Below are 22,756 nucleotides of genomic sequence, written 5' to 3'. Positions count from 1 at the left end.
GTCAGAGACGCCACCAACGTCGTGGACAACAACAACGCGGCATGACGTCGACCACGGGACCGATGCACAGGCACCGCTGCTCCCTTCGGGGGTTGGACAGGACAGCACGAAGCGCCGATCCACAACCGCCGCAGCGGCCCGCCACGCTGATCCGCAGCGCCCGCCCCGCGAATACGTTCAGTAGTCGCACCGGTGCGAGGTGAATGGCATCGACGCTACGGCGCGCCGCGTAAACCGATCATCCGACGAGTGGCGGAATATTCCACCAGCCGCTTCAACGCCTGTCGCGACTTCCCAGTTGGACCGACGTGGATGCGCTCCCACGGGCGACGGTCCGGGAGCTGTGCCGGGCGTAGCGCCAGGGGGTACGACTCCGACCGACGACGGTCGGTGACGACGACCGGGCCAGGTCTGCTTTGTGTCGCCCTGACCTGACTGAACGGGGATGACGGGGATCTCCCGCACCGACGGCTTGAGCCGCACCGGCGACATTTCAAGCTGCGGATACGCACCGGTCCAGTAACGCAAATGTGTGCATACCTCGCTGACTCCTTGACCAATGACCGATCGTCTGTACGGTCCTTACTCACACGACGCGCCTCTCCCACCATCTGGACGCGCGTCAGGTCTTCGATTGGAAGGCGGCATATGAAAAGTCAATTGGGTACGCGGCCACGGCGGGGGCGCCAAGCCCTCGGCGCGCTGGCCGCAGGGCTCCTCATGGTCGGCGTGCTGCCCGGCACGGCCTCGGCCGCGGAGCCCGATCCACGGATCGGGCTCCGCGCCGGCTGGCTCGATGCGGGGTCGGCGATCAGCAACCTGGAGCAGGTCGCGCACCGCGACAAGCCGGCGGGTATGGTCGACCCGGCGAACCCGGGCAACGGTGGGTTCTACAACTCGGACTTCGGCTTCGGCGGCAAGTACGCGTTCACCGGCAACTACAACGGGTTCAACATCATCGACGTCTCCAAGCCCAGCGACCCGCAGCTGGTCACGAGCGTCGTGTGCCCGGGTGGGCAGGGTGACCTCTCGGTCCACAACAACCTGGTCTTCATGTCGGTCGAGGAGAGTCGCGGGCGGGTCGACTGCGGCACGAACGCCAACGTCGGCACCCGGTTCCAGGGCGTTCGGATCTTCGACGTCAGCGACGTGCGCAACCCGGTGCAGGTCGCGGCCGTTCAGCTCTGCCGCGGCTCGCACACCCACACCGTGGTGACCGACCCGAAGGACCCGAACAACATCTACATCTACGTCTCGGGCACCACCTCGGTGCGCCCGGCGACGACGATGGAGGGCTGCAACAACAACGCCGCGGACGGTGAGAACCCGTCGCGGTGGCGGATCGACGTCATCAAGGTTCCGCTGGCGGCCCCGGAGCAGGCCACCGTGGTGAACCAGCCGCGGCTCTTCGCGGACCCGGCGACGGGCCGGATCGACGGCCTGCAGAACGGGCCGCAGACGCCTCGGCACCCGTCCGGGTCGACCTGGTCGCCCACGCCGAACACCAACGCCTGCCACGACATCACCGCGTACCCGGAGATCGGGCTGGCCGCCGGCGCCTGCCAGGGCAACGGCATCCTGATCGACATCTCGGACCCGGCGAACCCCCGCCGGATCGACGAGGTGTCCGACCCGAACTTCGCGTACTGGCACTCGGCGACGTTCAACAACGACGGCACCAAGGTGGTCTTCACCGACGAGTGGGGCGGTGGTAGCGGTGCTCGCTGCCGTGACACCGACCAGCCGGAGTGGGGCGCCAACGCCATCTTCGACATCGTCAACCGGAAGATGAAGTTCGCCAGCTACTACAAGCTGCCGGTTCCGCAGTCGCTGCAGGAGAACTGCGTCGCGCACAACGGTTCGCTGATTCCGGTGCCGGGTCGCGACATCATGATGCAGGCCTGGTACCAGGGCGGCATCTCGGTGTTCGACTTCACCGACTCGGCTCACCCGCAGGAGATCGCGTTCTTCGACCGCGGGGCGGTCAACCCGAACTCGCTCGTGCTCGCCGGGTTCTGGTCGGCGTACTGGTACAACGGCAACCTCTACGGCAACGAGATCGCCCGCGGCTTCGACGTGTTCAAGCTGACGCCCAGCGAGTACCTGTCGAAGGCGGAGATCAAGGCGGCCGAGGAGGTGAAGCTCGGCCAGTTCAACGCCCAGGGCCAGCCGAAGATCACCTGGACGCCGAGCTTCGCGGTGGCGCGTGCCCACTACGACCAGGCGGTACGGGCCGACGCCCTCGGCCACCCGCTCAAGTCGCAGGTCGACATGTTCCTGGGGCGGGCCGAGCGGTTCTCCGCCAACGGCCAGCGGGACGCCGCGGTGTCCCAGCTGCGGGAGATCGCCGGCAAGCTGACCGCTTCGGAGCACCAGAAGCTGAAGCAGTCGATCCTGGACCTGGCGGCCTCGCTGTAATCCATCCCTGACCGAAGGGCACCTCGGCTCGAAGTTTTCGAGCCGAGGTGCCCTTCGCCCGTTCTCCGCCCGCCGGGCGGAGGGTCAGCGCATCTTGGCCAGGAGTTCCTGCATCCGCTGGATCTCGATGCTCTGGTCGGCGTTGACCTCGCGCGCGAACTGGTCGGTCGCCGGCTCGAGCCCGCCGCCGGTCGCGTAGAGTTCCTCCACCATCGCCAGCGCGCCCTGGTGATGACGGATCATGAAGGTGAGGAAGAGGCGGTCGAACTCCGCGGCGCGCGCCTTCTTGAGCTGGTCGAGCTCCTCGGCGGTGAGCATCCCCGGCATGAGCTTGTCGTGCCCGGCGTGCCCCGTGTGCGGCCCCGTGCTCGGCACGCCCCGCTCGTCGAGCCACCGCTCCATCCGCGCGATCTCGTCACGCTGTGACACGTCGATCCGCTTGGCGAGCAGCGTCAGATCGGGATTGGTGGTACGGCCCGCCAGGAGCGCGGTCATCTCCAGCGCCTGGGCGTGGTGCGGAATCATCCCCTCGATGAAGAGGGTGTCGGCCGCGGTGAATCCGGGCGGCGAGACCTGGGACAGCTCGTTCCCTGAGAGCGTTTTGCCTGGTTGACCGGGCGCGCCCGGTTGGACGACATGCGAACTCGGCGGACGGTACGGCGGATCGCTGTCGGTCCAGAGGGCGACGGCCGTCACCCCCGAGCCAACGGCGACCGTGGCGACCACAGCCGAGATGATCAGGCGACGAGACAGGGGCATATTCACGTACCTATCAGTTTGAGCTGCTCAGAAGTGAAGCCATAGTGCCTCATGTCCGTCGCCCTCACCAGGCCTCCAGCCGGCCGGACCTTGATCACTCACGGGTCAACGGAGGACGCACTCACCCGAATGACCAATGCCGGGGTGCCGGGCGGCGGACCCGACCTGAACGAGCCCGAACGGAAGCTCCGGCCTCGCCGACGACATGTGACCGCGAATGCGACGGAACGGACCGATGGCGGCACGCCGAGGCGGCCCGGCTGATGGCCAGCCGGGCCGCCCGCTCGTCGTCCGGTCAGCCGCCGAGGCTCGCGGCGGCCGAGGCGATCGCCGACGAGAAGTAGCTCACCTGGGTGTAGACACCCGGGTAGTAGGGCCGGGCGCAGCCGTTGCCCCAGCTGACGATGCCGACCTGGATCCAGGCGTTGTTGGCGTCCCGGCGGAACATCGGGCCGCCCGAGTCACCCTGGCAGGTGTCCACGCCGCCGCTGGTGTAGCCGGCACAGATCTCCTCGGCCACGATGATCTGGCCGCCGTAGTAGGAGTTGCAGGTGGAGTCGCTGACGAACGGGACGTTCGCCTTCATCAGGTACCGCTGCTGCGGCCCGCCCTCGTAGGTGGCACCCCAGCCGGCGACGGTGAAGGTGCCGTTGTCATAGGCGGTGGTGGTGGCGATCGGCAGGGTGGCCAGCCCGGTGACCGGCGTGGACAGTCGGATGAGCGCCCAGTCCTTGCCGTTGCCGTTGTAGCCGGGGGCGCGGTAGACGTAGTTCGAGCGGACCGTGATCCGGCTGGAGGACTGGAGGTCGACCACGCCGAGCGTCGCGGTGATGCTGGTGTTGGTGCCGGTGGCGCCCACGCAGTGCGCGGCGGTGAGCACCAGCCGCGGGCTGTACAGGGCTCCGCCGCAGCCCATCGAGAGCCGCACCATGAACGGGAACTCGCCCTGGGCGGCGCGGGTGCCGCCCACGACGTACGGGCTCATCGTGCTGTCGGCCGCGGCGGCGGGCGCCGCGAGGGTGAGGCTGGCCGCGGTCACCGCGGCCAGCGCGGCGGCCAACAGGCCGGTGAGGGTGCGCCAGCGAACCATGTGTTCCTCCGCATCAGGACCCGGTACGCCTCGCGAGCGCACCTGATTCAGGATGCGGACATCATATTGATATCCGTGGATTGGCTGACCATACCCTCTGGGTCGTACCTCGATGCTATGGCGCCCTACGGGTTCGGCCGAGCGGTCCGCTCCCGGCGGAGGCGCCACAGCCCTCGCTTGATCGCCGGCCGCATCATGGACGCATGTCTCTGCGGGGGATACGGCTTGCACTCCTGATCGCCGGCTGGCTCGCCCTGGCCGGGCTGGCTGTCACCGCAGGCTTCGGCGAGGCCCCGGGAGCCCGGCACGCACTCGCCATCGCCGGGCTCACCACGACGGTGATGCTGCTGTCGTGGCCCGCCGTCCGGCCGGCCGAGGAGACGGCGGAACGCCGTTCGACGGCGACGACGCGGGTGGGGCATGCGTTGATCGTCCTGGCCTGGCTCGCCCGGGCACTCGTCGCCGGCGTCGTGGCGTACCACGTGTCGTCCCGGTTTCACGAGCCGCCGGGATTCGACCGGCGCGTCGCGGCGCTGGCCGCGGTCTCGCAGGTGCTCCTGCTGCTGTACGAAGTCGGCCGTAGGTTCGCCGGATTCCCCGCTGCGGCGAACGCGGTCACCGGGCTGCCCTCGGCACTGCGCCGGCTGGTGAACGGCGGTCTCGCCGTGCTGCTGGCCGGATACGCGGCGGTGCTCCCGCAACTGGTCAGCAACCCGGACGCCGTGCTCGCCGCGCTCACCCGCGACAGCAACCTGCCGCCGGCCCGGCTGTACGGCTTCCTGGCCGATCTGGTCACGCCCTGGGCCGCCGTGCCCGCCATGATCCTGATCTGCCTGCTCGCCGTGACGGTCACCTCGCTGGTGCTGGGCCTCCTGCTCCGCGGCCTGGCCATCGTGATCGGCCGCGGCAATCAGGTGGGCCAGTGGCTCAGCGAGAACTCTCCGCTGTGGTACGAGCGAACCGACACGAACGTGACGTTCCTGTCCCGCCTCGCGCTCCAGGTCGATTACCACAACAGCGCCGAACACCAGCACCTGTACGTCAACTTCTTCGGGCTGTCGCTGCGGCAGGAGACCAACTTCGGGCTGTACGAGAGGAGGCCGGTCGGGCGCTCCGCTCGCAACGCTCTTCCGGAACGGCTGAGCCTGCCGGCGGCGGAGGAGACGGCGTTGCTCGACCGGGTGGTCGCCGAGTTGCTGACCCGGGTGCCGGACGACTGGCAGTCGCTACGGCTGGAGTACCGGGCCGTCGTGGATCACCAGGAGGTCGAGGTGACGGTGTGCCCATCCGCCAACGCCGACGACGTCGGCGCCCCTCCCGTGCTGCCGCTGGGCGCCTTCTCCGGCAACGACGCGTTGTGGCGGCTGCGGGAGGCGAGGTACGAGCCGGGCCACGGCGCCCCGTACGTCCTGAGGCTGGTCGTTCGCCGGGAACAGCGGCCGGACTCCGGACGGTCGGGTCCGGAGGTGCGCAAGTGGCTGGAGCCGGTCGAACCGGACACCGAACCCGCCTGGACCCGCCGCCCCAGCCGGCAGCAGTACCGGCGGGACCTCCGCCGCTTCCCCATCGAGCGCCACCTCCGCCCGTTCTGGCTGCGCGCCCGGCTCAGCCGGCTCGGCTGAGTTCCGCGAGCGCACCCGCTACGGCGCGTCGTCGGCGGGCTCGTTCACCGGTTCGAGGTGATGACCGACGATGTGTGGGGAGGCGGCCAGCAGGTACACCGCGAACGTCATCACGATCAGGCCGACGACCTCGACGACGAGCGCCCCGGGGGTCAGACGCAGGGTCCCACCGAGCACGCCGATGCCGATCGCGATGCCGGCGAGCGGCTCGGCCACGGCGAGGGGCGGGTAGGACACGGACAGTGGAGCAAGGTCGAACGCGCTCTGCGCGAGCAGGGTGCCGATCAGTCCGATCATGAACACGGTGTACGGCTGCCAGCTGGTCAGCAGCCCCAACAGCCCATGGGTGGACAATCGGTGCACGGCCGACTGGGTCAGGGCGGACTGGAGGCCGTACAGCATTCCGGCCCCGATCGCGAGCATCGGCGCCTCCTGCGCGGGCCGCAGCCGGCGCGCCGAGCGCACGAGCAACAGGGTCAACGTGCCGATGCCGGCCGCGGCCACCGCCCAGTCCCAGGCTGGCACCCCCTCGGGGTTCCCGGTTCCAGGACGACCCGCCACCAGGAAGGCCACCATGCCCAGGGTGACGGCCACCGCGACCCCCCAGTCGCGCCGCCGGAGCGGGCGCCGGCTCCACAGCGCCGAGGCCGACAGGGCGAACAGCAGGCGCAACACGAGCACGGGCTGCACCAGCACGACCGAGCCCTGCCCCAGGGCGGCACCGCTGAGCAGGCCGCCCAGCAGCGTCGCCGAGAGACCCGCCAGCCACAGCCGTTGCCGGACGAGATGCCACAACAGCCCTATGCGCAGTGCCAGGCCGTCCGGGGCCTGGAAGGCCACCCGCTGCTGCACGGCCGAGCCGACGCCGAGCAGCAGGGCCGCACCGACTGCCAGGATGAAGACCACCGCAGGGCCTACCCCGTTGTCTGCGTCCAAACCACGGATCTGTCCAGCTGACGGCCGCCGGGGTCACGCCGGTCGCTGCTGGTCCGGCCGGGGCGAGGGCCCGCCGCCGGGGTCGCGGTCAGGACCCGGGACGCAGCGCCGCGAGCTGGATCTGCAGTGCCAGCCGGGCCCGCGGCGACTCGAGATCGACCTGGACGACCTCGGCGAGCCGGCGCATGCGGTGCCGCAGCGTGTTGGGGTGCACGTGCAGTTGCCGGGCAGCCTTGTTCGGGTCACCCTGCTGTGCCAGCCAGGCGGCGAGGGTGGCGACGTAGTCGGTGCCGTGCGTCCGGTCGTGGGCGACGAGGTCGGGCAGCGGCCCGCCGACCAGCAGGTCGACCTGGGGCAACGCGGTCACCACCCGGTGTACGACCACCTCGGCCCAGACGTCCTCGAAGCGCAGCACCGACCCTCGCTGCCGGGCCGAGCCGTGCAGCGCGAGGAGCTCGGCGGCCTCGGCGCGCGACCGTGGCAGGTCGGCCAGATCCCTGGCGACGCTGCCGGACGCCGCCCGCAGCCCCGGTTCGTGCACGGCGATCTCGTGGATCAGCCGTTCCATCCAGAGCCACGAGCCGGGTGACTCGCCCTCGTCGACGACGACGGCGAACAGGGCGTCTCCGACGTCCGCGATCAGGGGCTGACGCCAACCGTGGCGGCGGGTGATCGACTCCCACAGGGCCAGGTTGTGCACCATCTCCGCGGTCCCGCCGTGCGCCTCGAGCGCGACGACCCGCCACGGGCCCCGGGGCAGGCCCAGCTCCTCCCGGCCCATCCGGGCCGGGTCCCGCAGGGCGGCCCGCAGGCGGTCGGCCGACACCCGGCGGGCGACGTCGGCCTGCACCCTGAGGCGGAGCAGGTGCAGCGCCAGCACCGACGCCGCGCCCTGGAGGTCGCGCAGGCGCCCATCCGGCACCGGGCCCTCGACCACCGCCCAGATCGAGCCGAGCAGCTCGCCTCCGGCCCGGATCGGGATCACCAGCCGGGGCAGGGTCCCGTCGGGGCCCTGCGGCACGAAGACCAGCTCGCTGCCCTTCGCGAGCTTGCGGAACACGCCCCGGGACCGGAAATGCGCGACCACGTCGCCGGGGACGCGCCGGCCGACGATGGTCGAGACCCGCGCCGGGTCGGTGCGGTCCTGACGTGACGAGTAGGCGAGCACCCGGTACTGGGCGTCCTCGATCGTGACGGGCGCGTCGACGATGGCCGCGGTCGCGTCGGCGAGGGCGAACAGTTCGTCGTACACCCCGGGTGCACCGGCCTCGGGCGAGCCGGGCGCGGCCGCCCGGTCGATCACCCCCCGCAGCAGCCAGACGAGCTGGGCCCACGATCCGTGGCTCTGCAGCTCGACCAGGGCCAGGTCATGGTCCGCGGCGGACGACGCCACGCCCGGGTGCGAGGCGAGCGGAGGCTTGAGGACGAGGCCGGCCGCTGCGGTCTCCGCGCAGCGCTCGATGACGGCCAGCGCCTGCACCGGCGTGGTGACGCCCGCACCGAGGACGAGGTCGCCGCTCTGGCCGATGGGCGCCTCGTCGAGCTCGGCGAGGGTCACGTCGCGTACCTCCGCCGCCCTTCTGCCGGGGACGACGACCTTGAGCAGGGCGGCGCCGACCGCCTCCACCACGCCAGCCACGGTGATCACCCTCAGATCATGCCTCGGCGTTGTTCGTTTCGACCAATCGCGATGGCGAGTGTTGGCCTGGCGGAACAATGACGTCTCGGCATGCCGACGACAGGATTGCCCCGTCGTGGTTGTTCGAAGGAGAGAATGATGTCTGCCATCGAGTCCGGGTCCGCCCCCCAGCGCGTCGCCGTCGTCGGCGCGGGAATGGTCGGGTTGGCCACCGCCTGGTTCCTGCAGGAGCGGGGGGTACAGGTCACCGTGCTCGACCGCACGGGAGTGGCGGCGGGCGCGTCGTGGGGCAACGCCGGCTGGCTCACCCCGGGCATCACCACTCCCCTGCCGGAGCCCGCGGTGCTCCGCTACGGTCTTCGCGCCGTGCTGAGCCCGTCGTCGCCGGTGTACGTGCCGCCCCGCGCGGACGCGCGGCTGCTGCGGTTCCTGGCCGGTTTCGCCCGGCACAGCACCGCCGCGAAGTGGCGGACCGCGATGCAGGCCTACATCCCGATGAACCGGCGGGCGTTCGAGGCGTTCGACGTGTTGGAGGCCGCGGGGGTCGAGTCGAGGACGAACGAGGCGAAATCGTTCATCGCGGCGTACCGGACCGAAGCCGAGCGGGCGGTCCTGCTGGACGAGCTGGGGCACATCCACGCCGCGGGCCAGGAGATCGAGTTCGACGTCCTGACCGGGGCGGAGGCGCGTGAGGTCGAGCCCTCGCTGTCGGACAGCATCGGCGCCGCCATCCGCCTGCACGGCCAGCGGTTCATCAACCCGGGCGAGTACGTGCACGCGCTCGCCGACGCCGTGCGGGCCCGCGGGGCGTCGCTGGTGACCGGGGCGGACGTGGTGGACGTCCGCGACGAGGGGGCAGGGGTCCGGGTGGTGACCTCCGCCGGAGCGGACGAGCGCTACGACGCGGTGGTGCTGGCGACCGGCACGTGGCTCGGCGAGCTGGCCCGACGCTTCGGCGTCCGGACCGTCGTGCAGGCCGGCCGCGGGTACAGCTTCAGCGTGGCGATCGAGCACGTCCCGGCCGGCCCGGTGTACTTCCCGGCGCAGCGCGTCGCGTGCACCCCGCTGGGCGACCGGCTGCGCGTCGCCGGGATGATGGAGTTCCGCAAGGCCGAGGCGCCGCTGGACCAGCGACGCATCCTGGCGATCGCCGAGGCCGCCCGACCGCTGTTGCGGGGTGCGGACCTGGACGGCCGCATCGACGAGTGGGTCGGGGCGCGCCCCTGCACCCCGGACGGGCTGCCGCTGATCGGCGGCACCAGGTCACCGCGGGTCTTCGCGGCCGGGGGTCACGGCATGTGGGGCATCACGCTCGGCCCCCTCACCGGCCAACTGCTCGCCGAGCAGATCATGACCGGCCGTCAGCCCGCGGAGCTCCGGCCCTTCGAGCCGTTGCGCTGATGCCGCACCCCGGTGTGCCGGCGGCCGCACCGCGGTCGCCGGCGCACCGGGATGCCGTCCGTCCACCACAATCCACCCAACCGAGGTCAGCGGGCGGAGCGCGAGGCGCTCCGCCCGTCTCCGTTCGAGCTGGGTGGGAAGACTCGACCGGACACGTCGTCGCGCCACACCCACCCCCGCAGGTCGTGCCCGCTCCGGCCGCAGCGGGCTCGGACGCCCGACTGCCCGCGCCGACCGATCCGTCGGGTGGTCGCTGCTCCCAGCCGGTGCCACCGTAGATGAAGCCGAGGCTGAAGCCGACGGGCCCGTTTGCCCGACGGTCACGTGCTTTTTCCGACACACCGGATTCGTGACGCCGCCGAATCGGAGCGGACGGCCGGCGATGACGATGTTGGCCTGTGCAAATGCTTGACGAACTCAGGTCCCGTACGGATGGATAGGCGGTATTCATCTGATGGTCAGGCTGCCCTGGCCTTTCCATAGAGAGGATTCCACATGACAATCCCACGCCTGCGCCATGCCGCACTGGCGACGACCGCTCTGGTGGTCGCCGCGACGGCGGTGACTCCGGCTACGGCCGGCGCAGCACCGGGCAACCCCGGAGCCCCCCGGTACTCGGCCGGTGCCGGGAGCGTCGGCGACCCGTACTTCCCGGACCAGGGCAACGGCGGATACGACGTCCAGCACTACGACCTCGACTTCTCCTACGACCCGGCGACCCGGTTCATGGCCGCCACCGCCACGATCACCGCGATCGCCACGCAGGATCTCGACCGGTTCAATCTCGACTTCCGCGGTCCGGAGATCTCCTCGGTGACGGTCAACGGGCACGCCCACGACTTCACCCGTGAGGGCCAGGAGCTGGTCGTCACCCCGCGCCCGAAGCTCAAGGCCGGGCAGACGTTCACCGTGGTGGTGAAGTACGCCGGCGAACCGAGCGTCATCACCGACCCGGACGGGTCGATCGAAGGCTGGGTGCCGACCGACGACGGCGTCTTCGTCGCCGGGGAGCCGCAGGGTGCGCCGGGCTGGCTGCCCACCAACGACCACCCGACCGACAAGGCCACCTACCGGTTCACCGCCAAGGTGCCCGAGGGGACCACCGCCGTCGGCAACGGCCAGCTTCTCTCGCAGAAGACCAAGGACGGCTGGACCACCTTCGTCTGGGACTCGACCGAGCCGATGGCCAGCTACCTGGCGACGGTCACCATCGGCAACTTCGTGGTCACCGAGTCGACCACGCCGAGCGGGATCCCGGTGTACGTCGCGGTCGACCCGCGGCTGGTCGCCGGATCGGCGAGTGCGGTGTCGCAGATCCCGAAGATGATCGACTTCTTCTCCGCGCAGTTCGGCCCGTACCCGTTCGCCTCGACCGGGGCGATCATCGACCGGGCACCCAACGTCGGCTACGCCCTGGAGACCCAGACCAAGCCGATCTTCTCCAACACGGCGAGCGTCAGCACCATGGCCCACGAGCTGGCCCACCAGTGGTACGGCGACAGCGTCTCGCCGGAGCGCTGGTCGGACATCTGGCTCAACGAGGGTTTCGCCACCTACGCCCAGTGGATGTACACCGAGTACAACGGTGGCGCGTCCGTCAACACGACCTTCAACAGCAGCAGCAACTACGGTCGGGCCGCGTCCTCGTCGTTCTGGCAGACCGTCCTCGCCGACCCGGGCCCGGTCGACATGTTCAGCAGCATCCCGTACAACCGGGGTGCGATGACCCTGCACGCGCTGCGCGGCAAGGTCGGCGACGACACGTTCTTCCGGATCCTGCGCGAGTGGGCCGCGAGCCACCGCCACAGCCACGCCGGGACGGCCGACTTCATCGCGCTGGCCGAGCGGGAGTCCGGGCAGGACCTGCACGCCTTCTTCGACGTGTGGCTGTACCAGAAGGGCAAGCCCACCACCTGGTGACCCTGGCTGCGGCCCCGCGACCTGTCGGTCGCGGGGCCGCTGTCGTTCCTGGACGCCGCTCACCGGTCCGCGGGGGTGAGACGAAGCCGACACGCCAACCCGACATCTGGTGTTGCTCGGCCAGCGGGGCAGCCATATATGGTGTCTGGCGCAGCTGGTTCGGCCGCTCTCTCTGGGCGGCCGAGGCAAGAGGGAACCCGGTGCGAATCCGGGACTGTCCCGCAGCGGTGAGTGGGAACGACCGCCGTCATCAGCACTGGACCACCTGTGGTCTGGGAAGCGACGGCCAGTAGGAGACCGGTTTCCCGGTCGGGCCCGCGAGTCCGAAGACCTGCCAGCGCGTCGCATGCCCTCGACGGGGCGTGTGACGGTCCGAGGCCGCGTGGGACGGCCGACGCCAACCGGACACCGCCGCGCCGGCGCGTGTCCATCGGTGTCCGCTCCCCACGCGCCGAGGGCCATCCGGTCCCGAGCTCGCGAGGAGTGAGTAGTGACAGTCACCGAGGTCAACCCGGTCGTCAAGCAGGCAGCGGGCGATCCGGCTCCGCCCGGCCAGCGCCGCGTCCAGATGCACGTCCGAAAGCGCAACGGCGACCTCGAGCCGGTTGACCTGAACCGGATCGTCCGAGCGGTCGAACGATGGACCGCGGACCTCACCGATGTCGACCCCTTGCGGGTGGCGACCCGCACCATCAGCGGGTTGTACGACGGCGCGAGCACCGACGAACTGGACCGCCTCTCCATCCAGACCGCGGCCGAGCTGATCGGCGAGGAGCCGCAGTACTCGCGCCTGGCCGCCCGGCTGCTGGCCCGATACGTCGACAAGGAGGTACGCGGGCAGGGCATCGCCTCGTTCAGCCAGGCGATCCGGCGCGGCCACGCCGAAGGACTGATCGGCGACGAGACCGCCGCCTTCGTCGCGGCCCACGCGCGCCAACTCGACGACGCCGTCGACCCCGAGGGCGACCTGCGGTTCGAGTACTTCGGGCTGCGCACCGTCCACGACCGGTACCTGCTGCGGCATCCGACCAGCCGGCTCGTGCTGGAGACACCGCAGTACTGGCTGCTGCGGGTCGCGTGCGGGCTGTCGCGCGCCCCCGGGGAAGCGATCGACTTCTACCGGCTGATGTCCAGCCTGGCGTACCTGCCCAGCTCGCCGACGCTGTTCAACTCCGGCACCCGGCACACCCAGATGTCGTCCTGCTACCTGGTCGACTCGCCGCGCGACGAGCTCGACTCCATCTACCAGCGGTACGCGCAGGTCGCCAGCCTGTCCAAGTTCGCCGGCGGGATCGGCATCGCGTTCTCCCGGGTCCGCTCGCGGGGCGCGCTGATCCGGGGCACGAACGGGCGTTCCAACGGCATCGTGCCGTGGCTGCGCACCCTGGACGCCAGCGTCGCGGCGGTCAACCAGGGCGGCCGGCGCAAGGGCGCCGCCTGCGTGTACCTGGAGCCGTGGCATCCCGACATCGAGGAGTTCCTCCAGCTGCGCGACAACACCGGCGAGGACGCCCGACGCACGCACAACCTGAACCTCGCGAACTGGATCCCGGACGAGTTCATGCGCCGCGTGGAGGCCGACGAGGTGTGGTCGCTGTTCGACCCGAACGAGGTGCCGGAGCTGCCGGACCTGTGGGGGGCGGAGTTCGACGCGGCGTACCGGTCGGCGGAGGCGCAGGGCCGCTTCGTGCGGCAGGTGCCGGCCCGGGAGCTGTACGGACGGATGATGCGTACCCTCGCCCAGACCGGCAACGGGTGGATGACGTTCAAGGACGCGGCGAACCGGTTGTGCAACCAGACCGCCGAGCCGGGCAACGTGGTGCACCTGTCGAACCTGTGCACCGAGATCATCGAGGTGTCGAGCGACGCCGAGACCGCGGTGTGCAACCTGGGCTCGGTGAACCTCGCGGCCCACCTGTCCGACGACGGCATCGACTGGGCGCGGCTGCGGGCGACCGTCCGCACCGCGGTGACCTTCCTGGACCGCGTGATCGACATCAACTACTACCCGACCCCGCAGGCCGCCGCGAGTAACCCGCGCTGGCGACCGGTCGGCCTCGGGCTGATGGGTCTGCAGGACGTCTTCTTCGCGCTACGGCTGCCGTTCGACTCTCCCGCCGCACGCGAGCTGTCCAGCAGGATCAGCGAGGAGCTGTACCTGACCGCTCTCGAGACCTCCGCCGAACTCGCCGAGCGGTTCGGCCCGCACCCCGCCTTCGCCGAGACGCGGGCGGCGCGCGGGCAGTTGCAGCCGGACCTGTGGGGCGTCACCGGCACCCAGACCCGGCGGTGGGCCGCCGTGCGGGAGCGCGTCGCCGCGCACGGGCTGCGCAACTCCCTGCTCGTGGCGATCGCCCCGACGGCCACCATCGCCTCGATCGCCGGCTGCTACGAGTGCGTCGAGCCGCAGGTGTCGAACCTGTTCAAGCGCGAGACGCTGTCCGGCGAGTTCCTCCAGGTCAACACGGCCCTGGTCGCCGAGCTCAAGGCGCGCGGGCTGTGGACCGAACGGGTCCGGACGACGATCAAGCGGGCCGAGGGATCCGTGCAGGACGTCGTGGAGCTGCCGGCGGAGGTACGCGAACTGTTCCGTACCGCGTGGGAGCTGCCACAGCGCGCCCTGATCGACCTGGCCGCCGCCCGGGCGCCCTTCATCGACCAGTCGCAGTCGCTGAACCTGTTCCTGGCCGCGCCGACCATCGGCAAGCTCTCCTCGATGTACCTGTACGCCTGGAAGTCGGGGCTGAAGACCACGTACTACCTGCGGTCCCGGCCGGCGACCCGGATCCAGCAGGCCACCGTCCCGGCCGGCGTCGCCGTCGTCACGCCGGTGGCCGACGAGGAGGCGCTCGCCTGCTCGCTGGAGAACCCCGAGGCCTGCGAGGCCTGCCAGTGACCGCCCCGACCGACCTCACCACGGAGACCGCACCCATGCTGCTCGACCCCGGGATGGACCTCACCCTCCGCCCGATGCGCTACCCGCACTTCTTCGACCGCTACCGCGACGCGATCCGCAACACCTGGACGGTCGAGGAGGTCGACCTGCACGCCGACCTGGCCGACCTCGACCGCCTCACCCCGGCCGAGCGGCACCTGGTCAGCCGGCTCGTGGCGTTCTTCGCCACCGGCGACACCATCGTCGCCAACAATCTCGTGCTCAACCTCTACCAGCACGTCAACAGCCCGGAGGGCCGGCTCTACCTGTCCCGCCAACTGTTCGAGGAGGCGGTGCACGTCCAGTTCTACCTCAACCTCCTCGACACGTACGTGCCCGACGAGGCCGAACGGTCGGTCGCCTTCGCCGCCATCGAGAACATCCCGTCGATCCGGCGTAAGGCCGAGTTCTGCTTCCGCTGGATCGACTCCATCCACCACGTACGCGAGTTGCGGAGCAGGCAGGACCGGCGGGCCTTCCTGCTCAACCTGATCTGTTTCGCCGCCTGCATCGAGGGGCTGTTCTTCTACGGCGCGTTCGCCTACGTCTACTTCCTCCGCTCGCGTGGCCTCCTGCACGGCCTCGCCTCCGGCACCAACTGGGTGTTCCGCGACGAGTCGATGCACATGGCGTTCGCCTTCGACGTCGTCGACACCGTCCGCGCCGAGGAGCCGGACCTGTTCGACGACGACCTCGCAGACCAGGTCCGGCAGATGCTCACCGAGGCCGTCGAGTGCGAGGTGCAGTTCGCCGAGGACCTGCTCGGCCAGGGGGTGCCCGGGCTGCCCATGGCCGACATGCGCGAGTACCTCCAGCATGTCGCCGACCGCCGCCTGGTCCAGCTCGGCCTCGACGCCCACTACGGGTCGGCCAACCCGCTCGCCTTCATGGAGTTGCAGGACGTGCAGGAGCTGTCGAACTTCTTCGAGCGCCGGGTGTCCGCGTACCAGGTCGGGGTGACCGGCACCGTCGCCTTCGACGACGACTTCTGAGCGACCGTGCCCGGGGCGGTGCGACACCGCCCCGGGCGGCGGGCGAGCTTCCTCACAGCCGACCCGCGGACGCCCGGGCCGGTGACCGGCGGCGGATATGCTTTCCGGCGGCGCTGGTTCGCCCGGTCGTGACGGCCGGGTGTCGTAAGAGGGAACCCGGTGCGAGTCCGGGACTGCCCCGCAGCGGTGAGTGGGAACGACCGCCGTCATCAGCACTGGGCCACGCGTGGCCCGGGAAGCGACGGCCAGTAGAAGACCGGTCCCCCGGTCGCGCCCACGAGTCCGAAGACCTGCCCGCGCTGCGCGCACGAGGTGTGCGCGCTGCCGTCGACCTCGCGGGTGGGTCGGGCGGGTGACCCGCCGGACGACGGTCCGGTGTGGCCTCGACGTGCGTGCCCCGAGCCGGCGGTCCGCTTTCCGAGGACGGACAGACCACGGTGCCTGACACCATCACGATCGCCGGCCGGCCACCGTCGGCCTCTCACCTGACCCTGTCGCAGATCATGGACCAGCACCACACCAACCTGATGGGCACGGTGCACGGCGGCCGGATCCTCAACCTCATCGACTCCGTCGCCGGTGTGGTCGCCGCCCGCCATTCCGACGGACCGGCGGTCACCGCGGCCATCGACGAGACCGCCTTCCTCCGGGCGGTGCGGGTCGGCGACGTGGTCCACGTGGACGCCCGCATCACCTGGGCCGGCCGCAGTTCGATGGAGGTGGCGGTCAGGGTGACCGCCGACCGGTGGGACCGGGCGGTGCCACCCACCGACGTGGCGACCGCCCACCTGGTCATGGTGGCCGTCGACGATTCGGGCCAGCCGCGACCGGTGCCACCGCTGCTTCCGCAGACGGACGGCGACCGGCGCCGCTACCGCGAGGCGGAGATCCGCCGGAAGCACCGGCTGGCCCTGCGGCGTGCCCTGCTCGACGGCGTCGGGGAGGGCTGACTCGTGTTCGGTCTGCCCGTGCCGGCGCTCGCCGGCTACCTCGCCGCGATCGTGGTGCTGATGATCACCCCCGGTCCGGACATGATGTTCGTCCTCGCCAACGCCGTCCGGTACGGCGCCAGGGCGGGAGTCGTGGCCGCACTGGGGGTCGCCGCCGGCGAGGCGGTGCACGTCGCTGCGGTGGTGTGCGGCCTGGCTGCGCTGGTCACCGCCTCCCCGGTGCTGTTCACCGCGATCAGATGGGCCGGCGCGGCGTACCTCATCGTGCTCGGGATACGGACGCTGCGCGGTACCGGCGGGCCCGGCGCCGTCGCGGCGGAGCAGGATGGCCGGGCCGGCCGGGCGTTCCTGCGCGGGCTGGTGACCAACCTGCTCAACCCGAAGATGATCCTGTTCAGTGTGGCGTTCCTGCCGCAGTTCGTCGAGCCGGCGGCCGGCGACGTCACCGCGCAACTGGTGCTGCTCGGCGGACTGTTCGTCGCGGTGCAGCTCACCGTCGACGTCGCCCTCGGCGCCGGTGCCGGGCGGCTCGCCGGACGCCTGGCCGACGGTCGTTGGTCGCGCCGGATCAACCGGGTCTGCGCGGTCGCCTTCGTCGCCCTGGGGCTTCGCCTGGCCGCCGGGTGACGCTGCCGGGGTGACGGGGGCGGGCGCTCTCACTCCAGGCCAACCGCGCTGCCTGGGGTGGACTTGCTGGCCGACGCCCCCGCCGCCCCGGTCGCCGCCCGCTGGGCGACCTCAGCGACGGACGCCGGGCGTGGGCGGCGTCACCCGCACCCGCTCCTGCTCCGGGCGGGCGTCGAGGTCGTCGAGCTGGGCGCAGATGGTCTCCCGCAGGTCGTCGTAGTCCCGGAAGTAGTGGTCGTTGAAGAGCGTGTAGCCGGTCCACATCAGGTTGGCGCACACTCGCGCGGGCACCCGGCCGGTCGCCGCGCCCATCCCGACCAGGGCCACCGACGAGATGCTTCCCGGGTCCTTCTCGTTCTGCGCGTGGATGGCCTGGAACGCGGCGGCGCACGCCAGCGCGACGTTCAACGTCTCGCTGACGTTCTCCGCCGACTGCTCCATGGTCGGCGTCGAGATGAGGAACTTCGGGTTGGTCGCCCCGGACGCCACACACACGGCGCTGCCGATCGGCAGCGAACCGGCGAACTGATCGCGGATCGCCCGCTGGACGCGCAGCTGGATGCCGGCCCCGAGGTGCCGCTTGATGGCCGCGTCGACCCCGCCGTCCATCCGCCCGTGGGAGTTGGTCGGGCTGACCCAGGCGTCGACGTGCCGGGTGAGGATCGATCCTTTGTGGACCTCGACCTCGGGGGTGTCGGCGAACGCGGCCCGCCAGGCCTGCACCACCGCGGCGTTGACGTCCGTCAGCACCACCTTGAGCAGCGGCTTTTCGACTTCGAGGGGCATGACTCACTCCGGTGGCGGGAAGGGGTGTCTCCGACGTGGACCAAGCTATCGCCCCCCACCGACATCCAGCCGCCGAGCGGCCGCGGAGCCGGTCAGGCCGCTGGGGTCGTACCGGGTCACGGCCAACGTGTCGGACGGCTCTGCCATGCTGCGGGACCGCACGGGGCAGTCAACCGGCACCGTGCCGCGCCATGATCAGCCGTGCCGTCACCGGCCCGGCTCGCCATCCCAGGAGCCCACCGTGAGCGACACCGAGGCCACCACGCCGCCCGACCCGCACGATCCGCTGGCTCTCGCCGAACTCTTCGCCGGCGGCGGTGAGCCGTGGCTGCAGCTGCTGAAACCGGTCATCGAGGCGCAGCCGGACGCGGCCACGTTCATCGGGCCGGGCCGCGGCCCTCAGGTCGTACCCGTCCGGGAACTGACCTTCCAGGCGCTCAAGCCCAACCCACCGCACAAGTGGAAGGTCGTCGTCTTCGGCCAGAACCCGTACCCGAGGCCGGAGAGTGCCACCGGCATCGCCATGTTCGACAACACCTTCCACGACTGGGCTGACAGCCAGTTCGGCAGGGTCGTCACCGTCCGCTGCATGATCAAGGCGGCGGCGATGTGGAAACACGGCATCCCCAAGAAGACGCCCATCGCCGACATCCGTGCCCTGCTGAGCAAGCACGACACCGTGCAGCCACCGGAGTGGTTCCAGGCGATCCTGACGCAGGGCGTGTTGCTGCTGAACGCGGCGCTCACCGCCAGCAGCGACGGGACACTGGCCACCGACCGGCACACCGCGTTCTGGCGACCCGTCGTCGAGGCGCTCGTGGAGGAGATCCTCAAGGCCAAGCAGCACGCCGACGAGGCGGACCGGGGCGTGGTGTTCGCCTGGTGGGGGGCGCACGCCCGCGCCCTGAAGCGGGTCGTGCTCCGGCTCGAGCGGAAGTACCCCGAGGTGGAGGTCCGGCACATCGACCACCCCAACCCGGCGGCACAGGGCGACATCTTCTGCGACGGGAACCACTTCGCCGAGGTGAACGAGGCGCTCCGGCAGATCGGGGCCGATGAGATCGACTGGCTGCCCGCCCGGGGATGGAGCACGCGTACGGGGCAGGGCGGCGGTACGGACCCGGACACGGCCGACCGGATGGGCGCGTTCATCGCCTCCACGATGGAGTTGCACAAGCTCTACCTCGAGCGGCTCGCCAGCGTCAAGGACGAAGGGCTCGTCCTCCCCGCGATCACGGGCGTGTCCGACACCCCGCTCGTGGACTTCCGTGCGGCCGTCGCCCCGGTGGCCGCGCTGCTGTCCGGGCTCGACTGGCACGTCGAGCAGGCGTACCGGTTCGGCGAGAAGCAGTCGGAGGCGGTGGCCGACGGCCCGTCCGCCGACGAGGTGGCGGCCCTCTACCTCTACACCTGCGAGTCGGCGTTCTACCGCCAGATCAACGCGACCCTCCGCCACCCGGATCGCAGCCGGATCGTCCCGTACCTGCCGTATCTGCGGCTGTTGTTCTCCGCGGTGTCGCGGCTTCCGGCCCGTCGGGAGCCGCTGTGGCGCGGGGTGTCGCTGGATCTGCGGGCGCAGTACCCGCTCGGCCGGACGGTGACGTGGTGGGGCGTGTCCTCGTGCACGTCGGAGCTGAGCGTGGCCCGGGCGTTCCTCGGCCACCGCGGCAAGCGGACGCTCTTCGAGGTACGCCCGGTGCGGGCGGTGGGCATCCGCAGGTTCTCCGCGTTCACCGGCGAGGAGGAGTTCATCCTCGCCCCCGGCACCCAGCTGAAGGTGACCGAGGTGACGGCTGAACGCAACGGCCTGTGCACGGTGCGGCTGGCCGAACTGGATGAGCAGCGCCTGGTGGCGTGAGCGGCCCACGAGCCGGAGGGAGCGTTCCTGTTCCGAACGCTCCCTCCGGCCTCACCTGGTGCTGACGAGTCAGCCCGCGATGAACTTGAAGTAGGCGCGGTGCTGGAACCCGTTGTCGAGAGTCAGGACGAACTCCCGGCAGGTGCCGGCCCAGGACGGGTCGGTCTTCCACGGGTAGTTGTACTGGCCGTTGGCGTTGACCGACATGTGCGACCCGCCCGGGTTCTTCGCCGCGACCGGCGTCGGCCGAGGCGTGATCGGCCCGTTCGGGTTGACCGTCTTGAGGCTGTCGCAGTCCACCAGCCGCGAGTACGGCGAGCCACTGGCCAGGATGTCCAGGCCACGGTCGGCCGCCAGCTTGAACTTCATCGGCACGGCGTCCCCGGCCACCACCGTGTTCAGCGCCGGCTGCGCCGAACGGCCGACGAAGTCACCCCGGCAGGACGGGTGGGTGTCGAACGCCTCGCTGTTGTCGTTGCGGTTCGTGGTGCCCTGGACCGCGCTGTAGCCCAGGCCGCGGCGGGCGAAGGAACCCCAGATGATGCAGGCGTTCTCGCCACCGGTCAGCGCCGCGTCCGCGGCGATGATCGCGTTACGACCCGTCACGAAGCCCGGCCCGCAACCCTGCATCTTCATTCCGTCGATGACCAGCTGCATGGCCAGGTTGTTGCCGCCGGTGTTCCACGCCTCGTAGATGTTCGGGTTGAACCCGTGCCGGTCGACGAGGTTCCAGACCATGTCGTACAGCACGGCCGCCCAGCCGTGGCCGATGCCGTGTGGCGCGGCCAGCGAGGTGCCGTCCAGCCAGCCACCGGTCTTGATGCTGTCGTAGGTGAACGGCTGGATCTCCATGTTCCGCGAGTACGGCCGCGGCCGGATGCCGTCACCGACCCGGCTGTCCTGGAACAGCGCGTACTGCCCGTAACCGCGGGCCTTCTCCGGATCGTCGATCGCCGGGTTGAGCAGCGAGGTGATGGCGAGGAAGTCGCTCCAGCCCTCGCCCATCTGCTCGTCGCCGGTCAGGCAGTTGACGGTCGGACCACCGGTCAGCCGGTTGGAGACGCCGTGGCCGTACTCGTGGAAGATCGTCTCGGAGCGGAACGACGCGTCCCGCATCGCCGGACGGTTCAGGTTGCGGTGGACCTTGCCCGAGGCGGGCAGGCCGGCCTTGATGGTCTTGCCGTCGGCCTGGCTCACCATGACGGCGGGAATCTTGACCGCCGGGCTCATGGAGCCGCTCATCGCCGCCGGGGCGCCCGCCACGTTGTTGACGACCACCACCGCGGCGGCGCCGGCCTTCTCGGCGTTGACCACCTGGGTGTGGAAGTTGCAGCTGCTGGTCCGGTCGACCACGGCGATCGCACCGCTGGGCAGGCTGTAGGCGGTGCAGCCGTCACCGGTCGCGCCGACGCCATCGTCGACCAGCACGACCTGGCCGGCGAAGCCGGCGCTGGTGGGTGCTGGGGTGAACCGCGCGTACTCCGCCTCATAGGTGCCGGCGGCGGAGCCGCCGTCGATCGTCACGGCGTTGGGCAGGCCGAACTGGTTACCGGGCCAGAGGAACATCTGCATCCGGGGGCGACCACCGTCGACCGCCGGCGTGGAGAAGTTGGCGTTGTTCTGGCCGGAGCCGTCGTGCGCCTCGCACATCACGTCGTCGCCGCCGGCGCCGCCCCGCCCGTAGTTGTTGACCTGGAAGTTGCCGGACGCCTCGTCGAAGCCGTACCGGTAGGCGATGTCGTGGACGATGTTGCACCAGTAGAACTGGTTCGTCACCGCGGCCTGCGCGTAGGTCTGCGGGTGCTCGTTCAGGTCGGCCGGGAAGTTGAAGCTCAGGCTCGGTCCGCCGTCCGCCGCGCTGTCCGGGTCGACCTGGTTGTTGGCGTCCCGGTCGGTGTAGGCGTGCGCGTTGTTGCCCCGGGTGGTGGTGTACTCGGCGCCCGGCTTGCCGTCGGTGTCGTGCCAGCCGTACGGCGACGCGGTCCCGTCCGCCGGGTTGGTCACCATGCTTCGCGGACCGTCGTTCGGGTCGCCCTTCGGGAACTCGAAGACGGTGTAGCTCGACCCGTCGACGGCCGGGTTCGGCGGGCTCACCCGTGCGGTGGGGATGCTCGCGGTGGTGGCGGTCGCGGCTTGCGACTCCGGGCGGCCCAGCGTGCTGGCCAGGTCCTTCGGGCTGTCGTGGTCGGTCCAGTCGTCGGCGTTGAGCAGCTTGCCCGTCTCCGCGTCGACGGCCGCGTTCCACAGGTGCGTGTCCGAGGAATCGTCGATCACCATCTGCCAGGCCAGCCGCAGACCCTTCTCCGTCGGCTGCCAACCCAACTTCGCCGGAATCGGCTGATCCGAGATCCCCGCACCCGACACAGTCGTACGCTGCGCCGCACCACCGCCACGGCTCACCACCGTCGCGTTCTTCGGCTCGGCCAGATCAAGAGCATCCGCCGCCGCCTCCACCGCCTCCACCGCGTCCAACGACGCATCACCGGAAGCCTTCTCCGACAGACCCGACACCAGGCTGTCACCCACGAACACCACACTGCCGTCCCGAGCGACACTCACCGTGGCCGTCGCCCCGAACACCTCCAGATCCTTGTACCGCTGCGCCAGGTTCACATGCGTGACCCCGCTGTGGCGGCTCGTGTAACTCGACGCCACCACAAGGTCGGACACATCCGCGGCACGCACCCCGTAATCCGCCGGATGCGCCCGCAGATACCGCATCGCGATCTCATTCGGCGAACCATCGTTCGGACCGGTCAGAAAAATCGGATTCGCCGAACCGGCCGGATCAGGATCCGCCCAGGCAGGTTTCGTGGACAGCGT

The 22,756-nt window shown here is 70.6% G+C and carries 15 protein-coding genes and 2 riboswitches; of the genes, 9 read left to right on the top strand and 6 right to left on the bottom strand.

Going from position 1 to position 22,756, the window contains the following annotated elements:
* Positions 1-660 precede the first annotated feature (660 nt).
* On the top strand, positions 661-2,418 hold the full coding sequence (locus ABZ570_RS28420) for a hypothetical protein (RefSeq protein WP_358070132.1): 1,758 nt from the start codon (positions 661-663) through the stop codon (positions 2,416-2,418).
* An 84-nt stretch (positions 2,419-2,502) separates the two neighbouring features.
* Here ABZ570_RS28420 and ABZ570_RS28415 read toward each other — a convergent pair whose 3' ends face one another.
* Both ABZ570_RS28415 and ABZ570_RS28410 read right to left on the bottom strand, forming a co-directional pair.
* Entirely contained in the window at positions 2,503-3,144 is a 642-nt protein-coding gene (locus ABZ570_RS28415; RefSeq protein WP_358070129.1) for a DUF305 domain-containing protein, read from the bottom strand.
* 328 nt (positions 3,145-3,472) lie between these two features.
* Positions 3,473-4,267, bottom strand: a complete 795-nt coding sequence (locus ABZ570_RS28410) for a serine protease (protein ID WP_358070126.1) — start codon at positions 4,265-4,267, stop codon at positions 3,473-3,475.
* A gap of 203 nt (positions 4,268-4,470) precedes the next feature.
* Here ABZ570_RS28410 and ABZ570_RS28405 point away from each other — a divergent pair, with 203 nt between their 5' ends.
* Positions 4,471-5,889 (top strand): hypothetical protein, encoded by a 1,419-nt coding sequence (locus ABZ570_RS28405; protein ID WP_358070123.1) that lies wholly within the window; start codon positions 4,471-4,473, stop codon positions 5,887-5,889.
* Between the two features lie 18 nt (positions 5,890-5,907).
* Here the strand turns inward: ABZ570_RS28405 and ABZ570_RS28400 are convergent, their stop codons facing one another.
* A complete protein-coding gene (locus ABZ570_RS28400; protein WP_358070120.1) occupies positions 5,908-6,795 on the bottom strand; it encodes a DMT family transporter in 888 nt (295 codons plus the stop codon).
* 118 nt (positions 6,796-6,913) lie between these two features.
* Positions 6,914-8,473, bottom strand: coding sequence for a helix-turn-helix domain-containing protein (locus tag ABZ570_RS28395; RefSeq protein ID WP_358070117.1), 1,560 nt, complete (start codon positions 8,471-8,473; stop codon positions 6,914-6,916).
* Between the two features lie 129 nt (positions 8,474-8,602).
* Here ABZ570_RS28395 and ABZ570_RS28390 point away from each other — a divergent pair, with 129 nt between their 5' ends.
* From ABZ570_RS28390 to ABZ570_RS28365, 6 genes are all read left to right on the top strand, one after another.
* On the top strand, positions 8,603-9,865 hold the full coding sequence (locus ABZ570_RS28390) for an FAD-dependent oxidoreductase (protein WP_358070114.1): 1,263 nt from the start codon (positions 8,603-8,605) through the stop codon (positions 9,863-9,865).
* Between the two features lie 495 nt (positions 9,866-10,360).
* The gene (locus ABZ570_RS28385) at positions 10,361-11,785 is read left to right on the top strand and encodes a M1 family metallopeptidase (protein ID WP_358070111.1); all 1,425 of its coding nucleotides are present in this window, start codon (positions 10,361-10,363) and stop codon (positions 11,783-11,785) included.
* 138 nt (positions 11,786-11,923) lie between these two features.
* Positions 11,924-12,139, top strand: a riboswitch (cobalamin riboswitch).
* Positions 12,140-12,353: 214 nt separating this feature from the next.
* On the top strand, positions 12,354-14,681 hold the full coding sequence (locus tag ABZ570_RS28380) for a ribonucleoside-diphosphate reductase subunit alpha (RefSeq protein WP_358070141.1): 2,328 nt from the start codon (positions 12,354-12,356) through the stop codon (positions 14,679-14,681).
* Positions 14,682-14,716: 35 nt separating this feature from the next.
* On the top strand, positions 14,717-15,712 hold the full coding sequence (locus ABZ570_RS28375) for a ribonucleotide-diphosphate reductase subunit beta (protein WP_358070138.1): 996 nt from the start codon (positions 14,717-14,719) through the stop codon (positions 15,710-15,712).
* 97 nt (positions 15,713-15,809) lie between these two features.
* Positions 15,810-16,025: riboswitch (cobalamin riboswitch) on the top strand.
* 124 nt (positions 16,026-16,149) lie between these two features.
* Positions 16,150-16,662, top strand: a complete 513-nt coding sequence (locus ABZ570_RS28370) for an acyl-CoA thioesterase (protein WP_358070108.1) — start codon at positions 16,150-16,152, stop codon at positions 16,660-16,662.
* Between the two features lie 3 nt (positions 16,663-16,665).
* Positions 16,666-17,289, top strand: a complete 624-nt coding sequence (locus tag ABZ570_RS28365; protein ID WP_358070105.1) for a LysE family translocator — start codon at positions 16,666-16,668, stop codon at positions 17,287-17,289.
* A 111-nt stretch (positions 17,290-17,400) separates the two neighbouring features.
* Here ABZ570_RS28365 and ABZ570_RS28360 read toward each other — a convergent pair whose 3' ends face one another.
* Positions 17,401-18,075 carry a macro domain-containing protein gene (locus tag ABZ570_RS28360; RefSeq protein WP_358070102.1) on the bottom strand — a complete coding sequence of 225 codons (675 nt, stop codon included), beginning with the start codon at positions 18,073-18,075 and terminating at the stop codon, positions 17,401-17,403.
* A gap of 241 nt (positions 18,076-18,316) precedes the next feature.
* Between ABZ570_RS28360 and ABZ570_RS28355 the strand changes: the two genes are divergently transcribed.
* Positions 18,317-19,933 (top strand): ADP-ribosyltransferase domain-containing protein, encoded by a 1,617-nt coding sequence (locus tag ABZ570_RS28355; RefSeq protein ID WP_358070099.1) that lies wholly within the window; start codon positions 18,317-18,319, stop codon positions 19,931-19,933.
* Positions 19,934-20,002: 69 nt separating this feature from the next.
* Here the strand turns inward: ABZ570_RS28355 and ABZ570_RS28350 are convergent, their stop codons facing one another.
* A complete protein-coding gene (locus tag ABZ570_RS28350) occupies positions 20,003-22,753 on the bottom strand; it encodes a M36 family metallopeptidase (protein ID WP_358070135.1) in 2,751 nt (916 codons plus the stop codon).
* Positions 22,754-22,756: the final 3 nt, after the last annotated feature.

Origin of the sequence: Micromonospora sp. NPDC007271, from assembly GCF_040634005.1 — a bacterium.
GTDB lineage: Bacteria > Actinomycetota > Actinomycetes > Mycobacteriales > Micromonosporaceae > Micromonospora.
The sequence above is the reverse complement of the archived record's forward strand: the minus strand, read 5'-3'. Positions and strand labels throughout refer to the sequence as shown.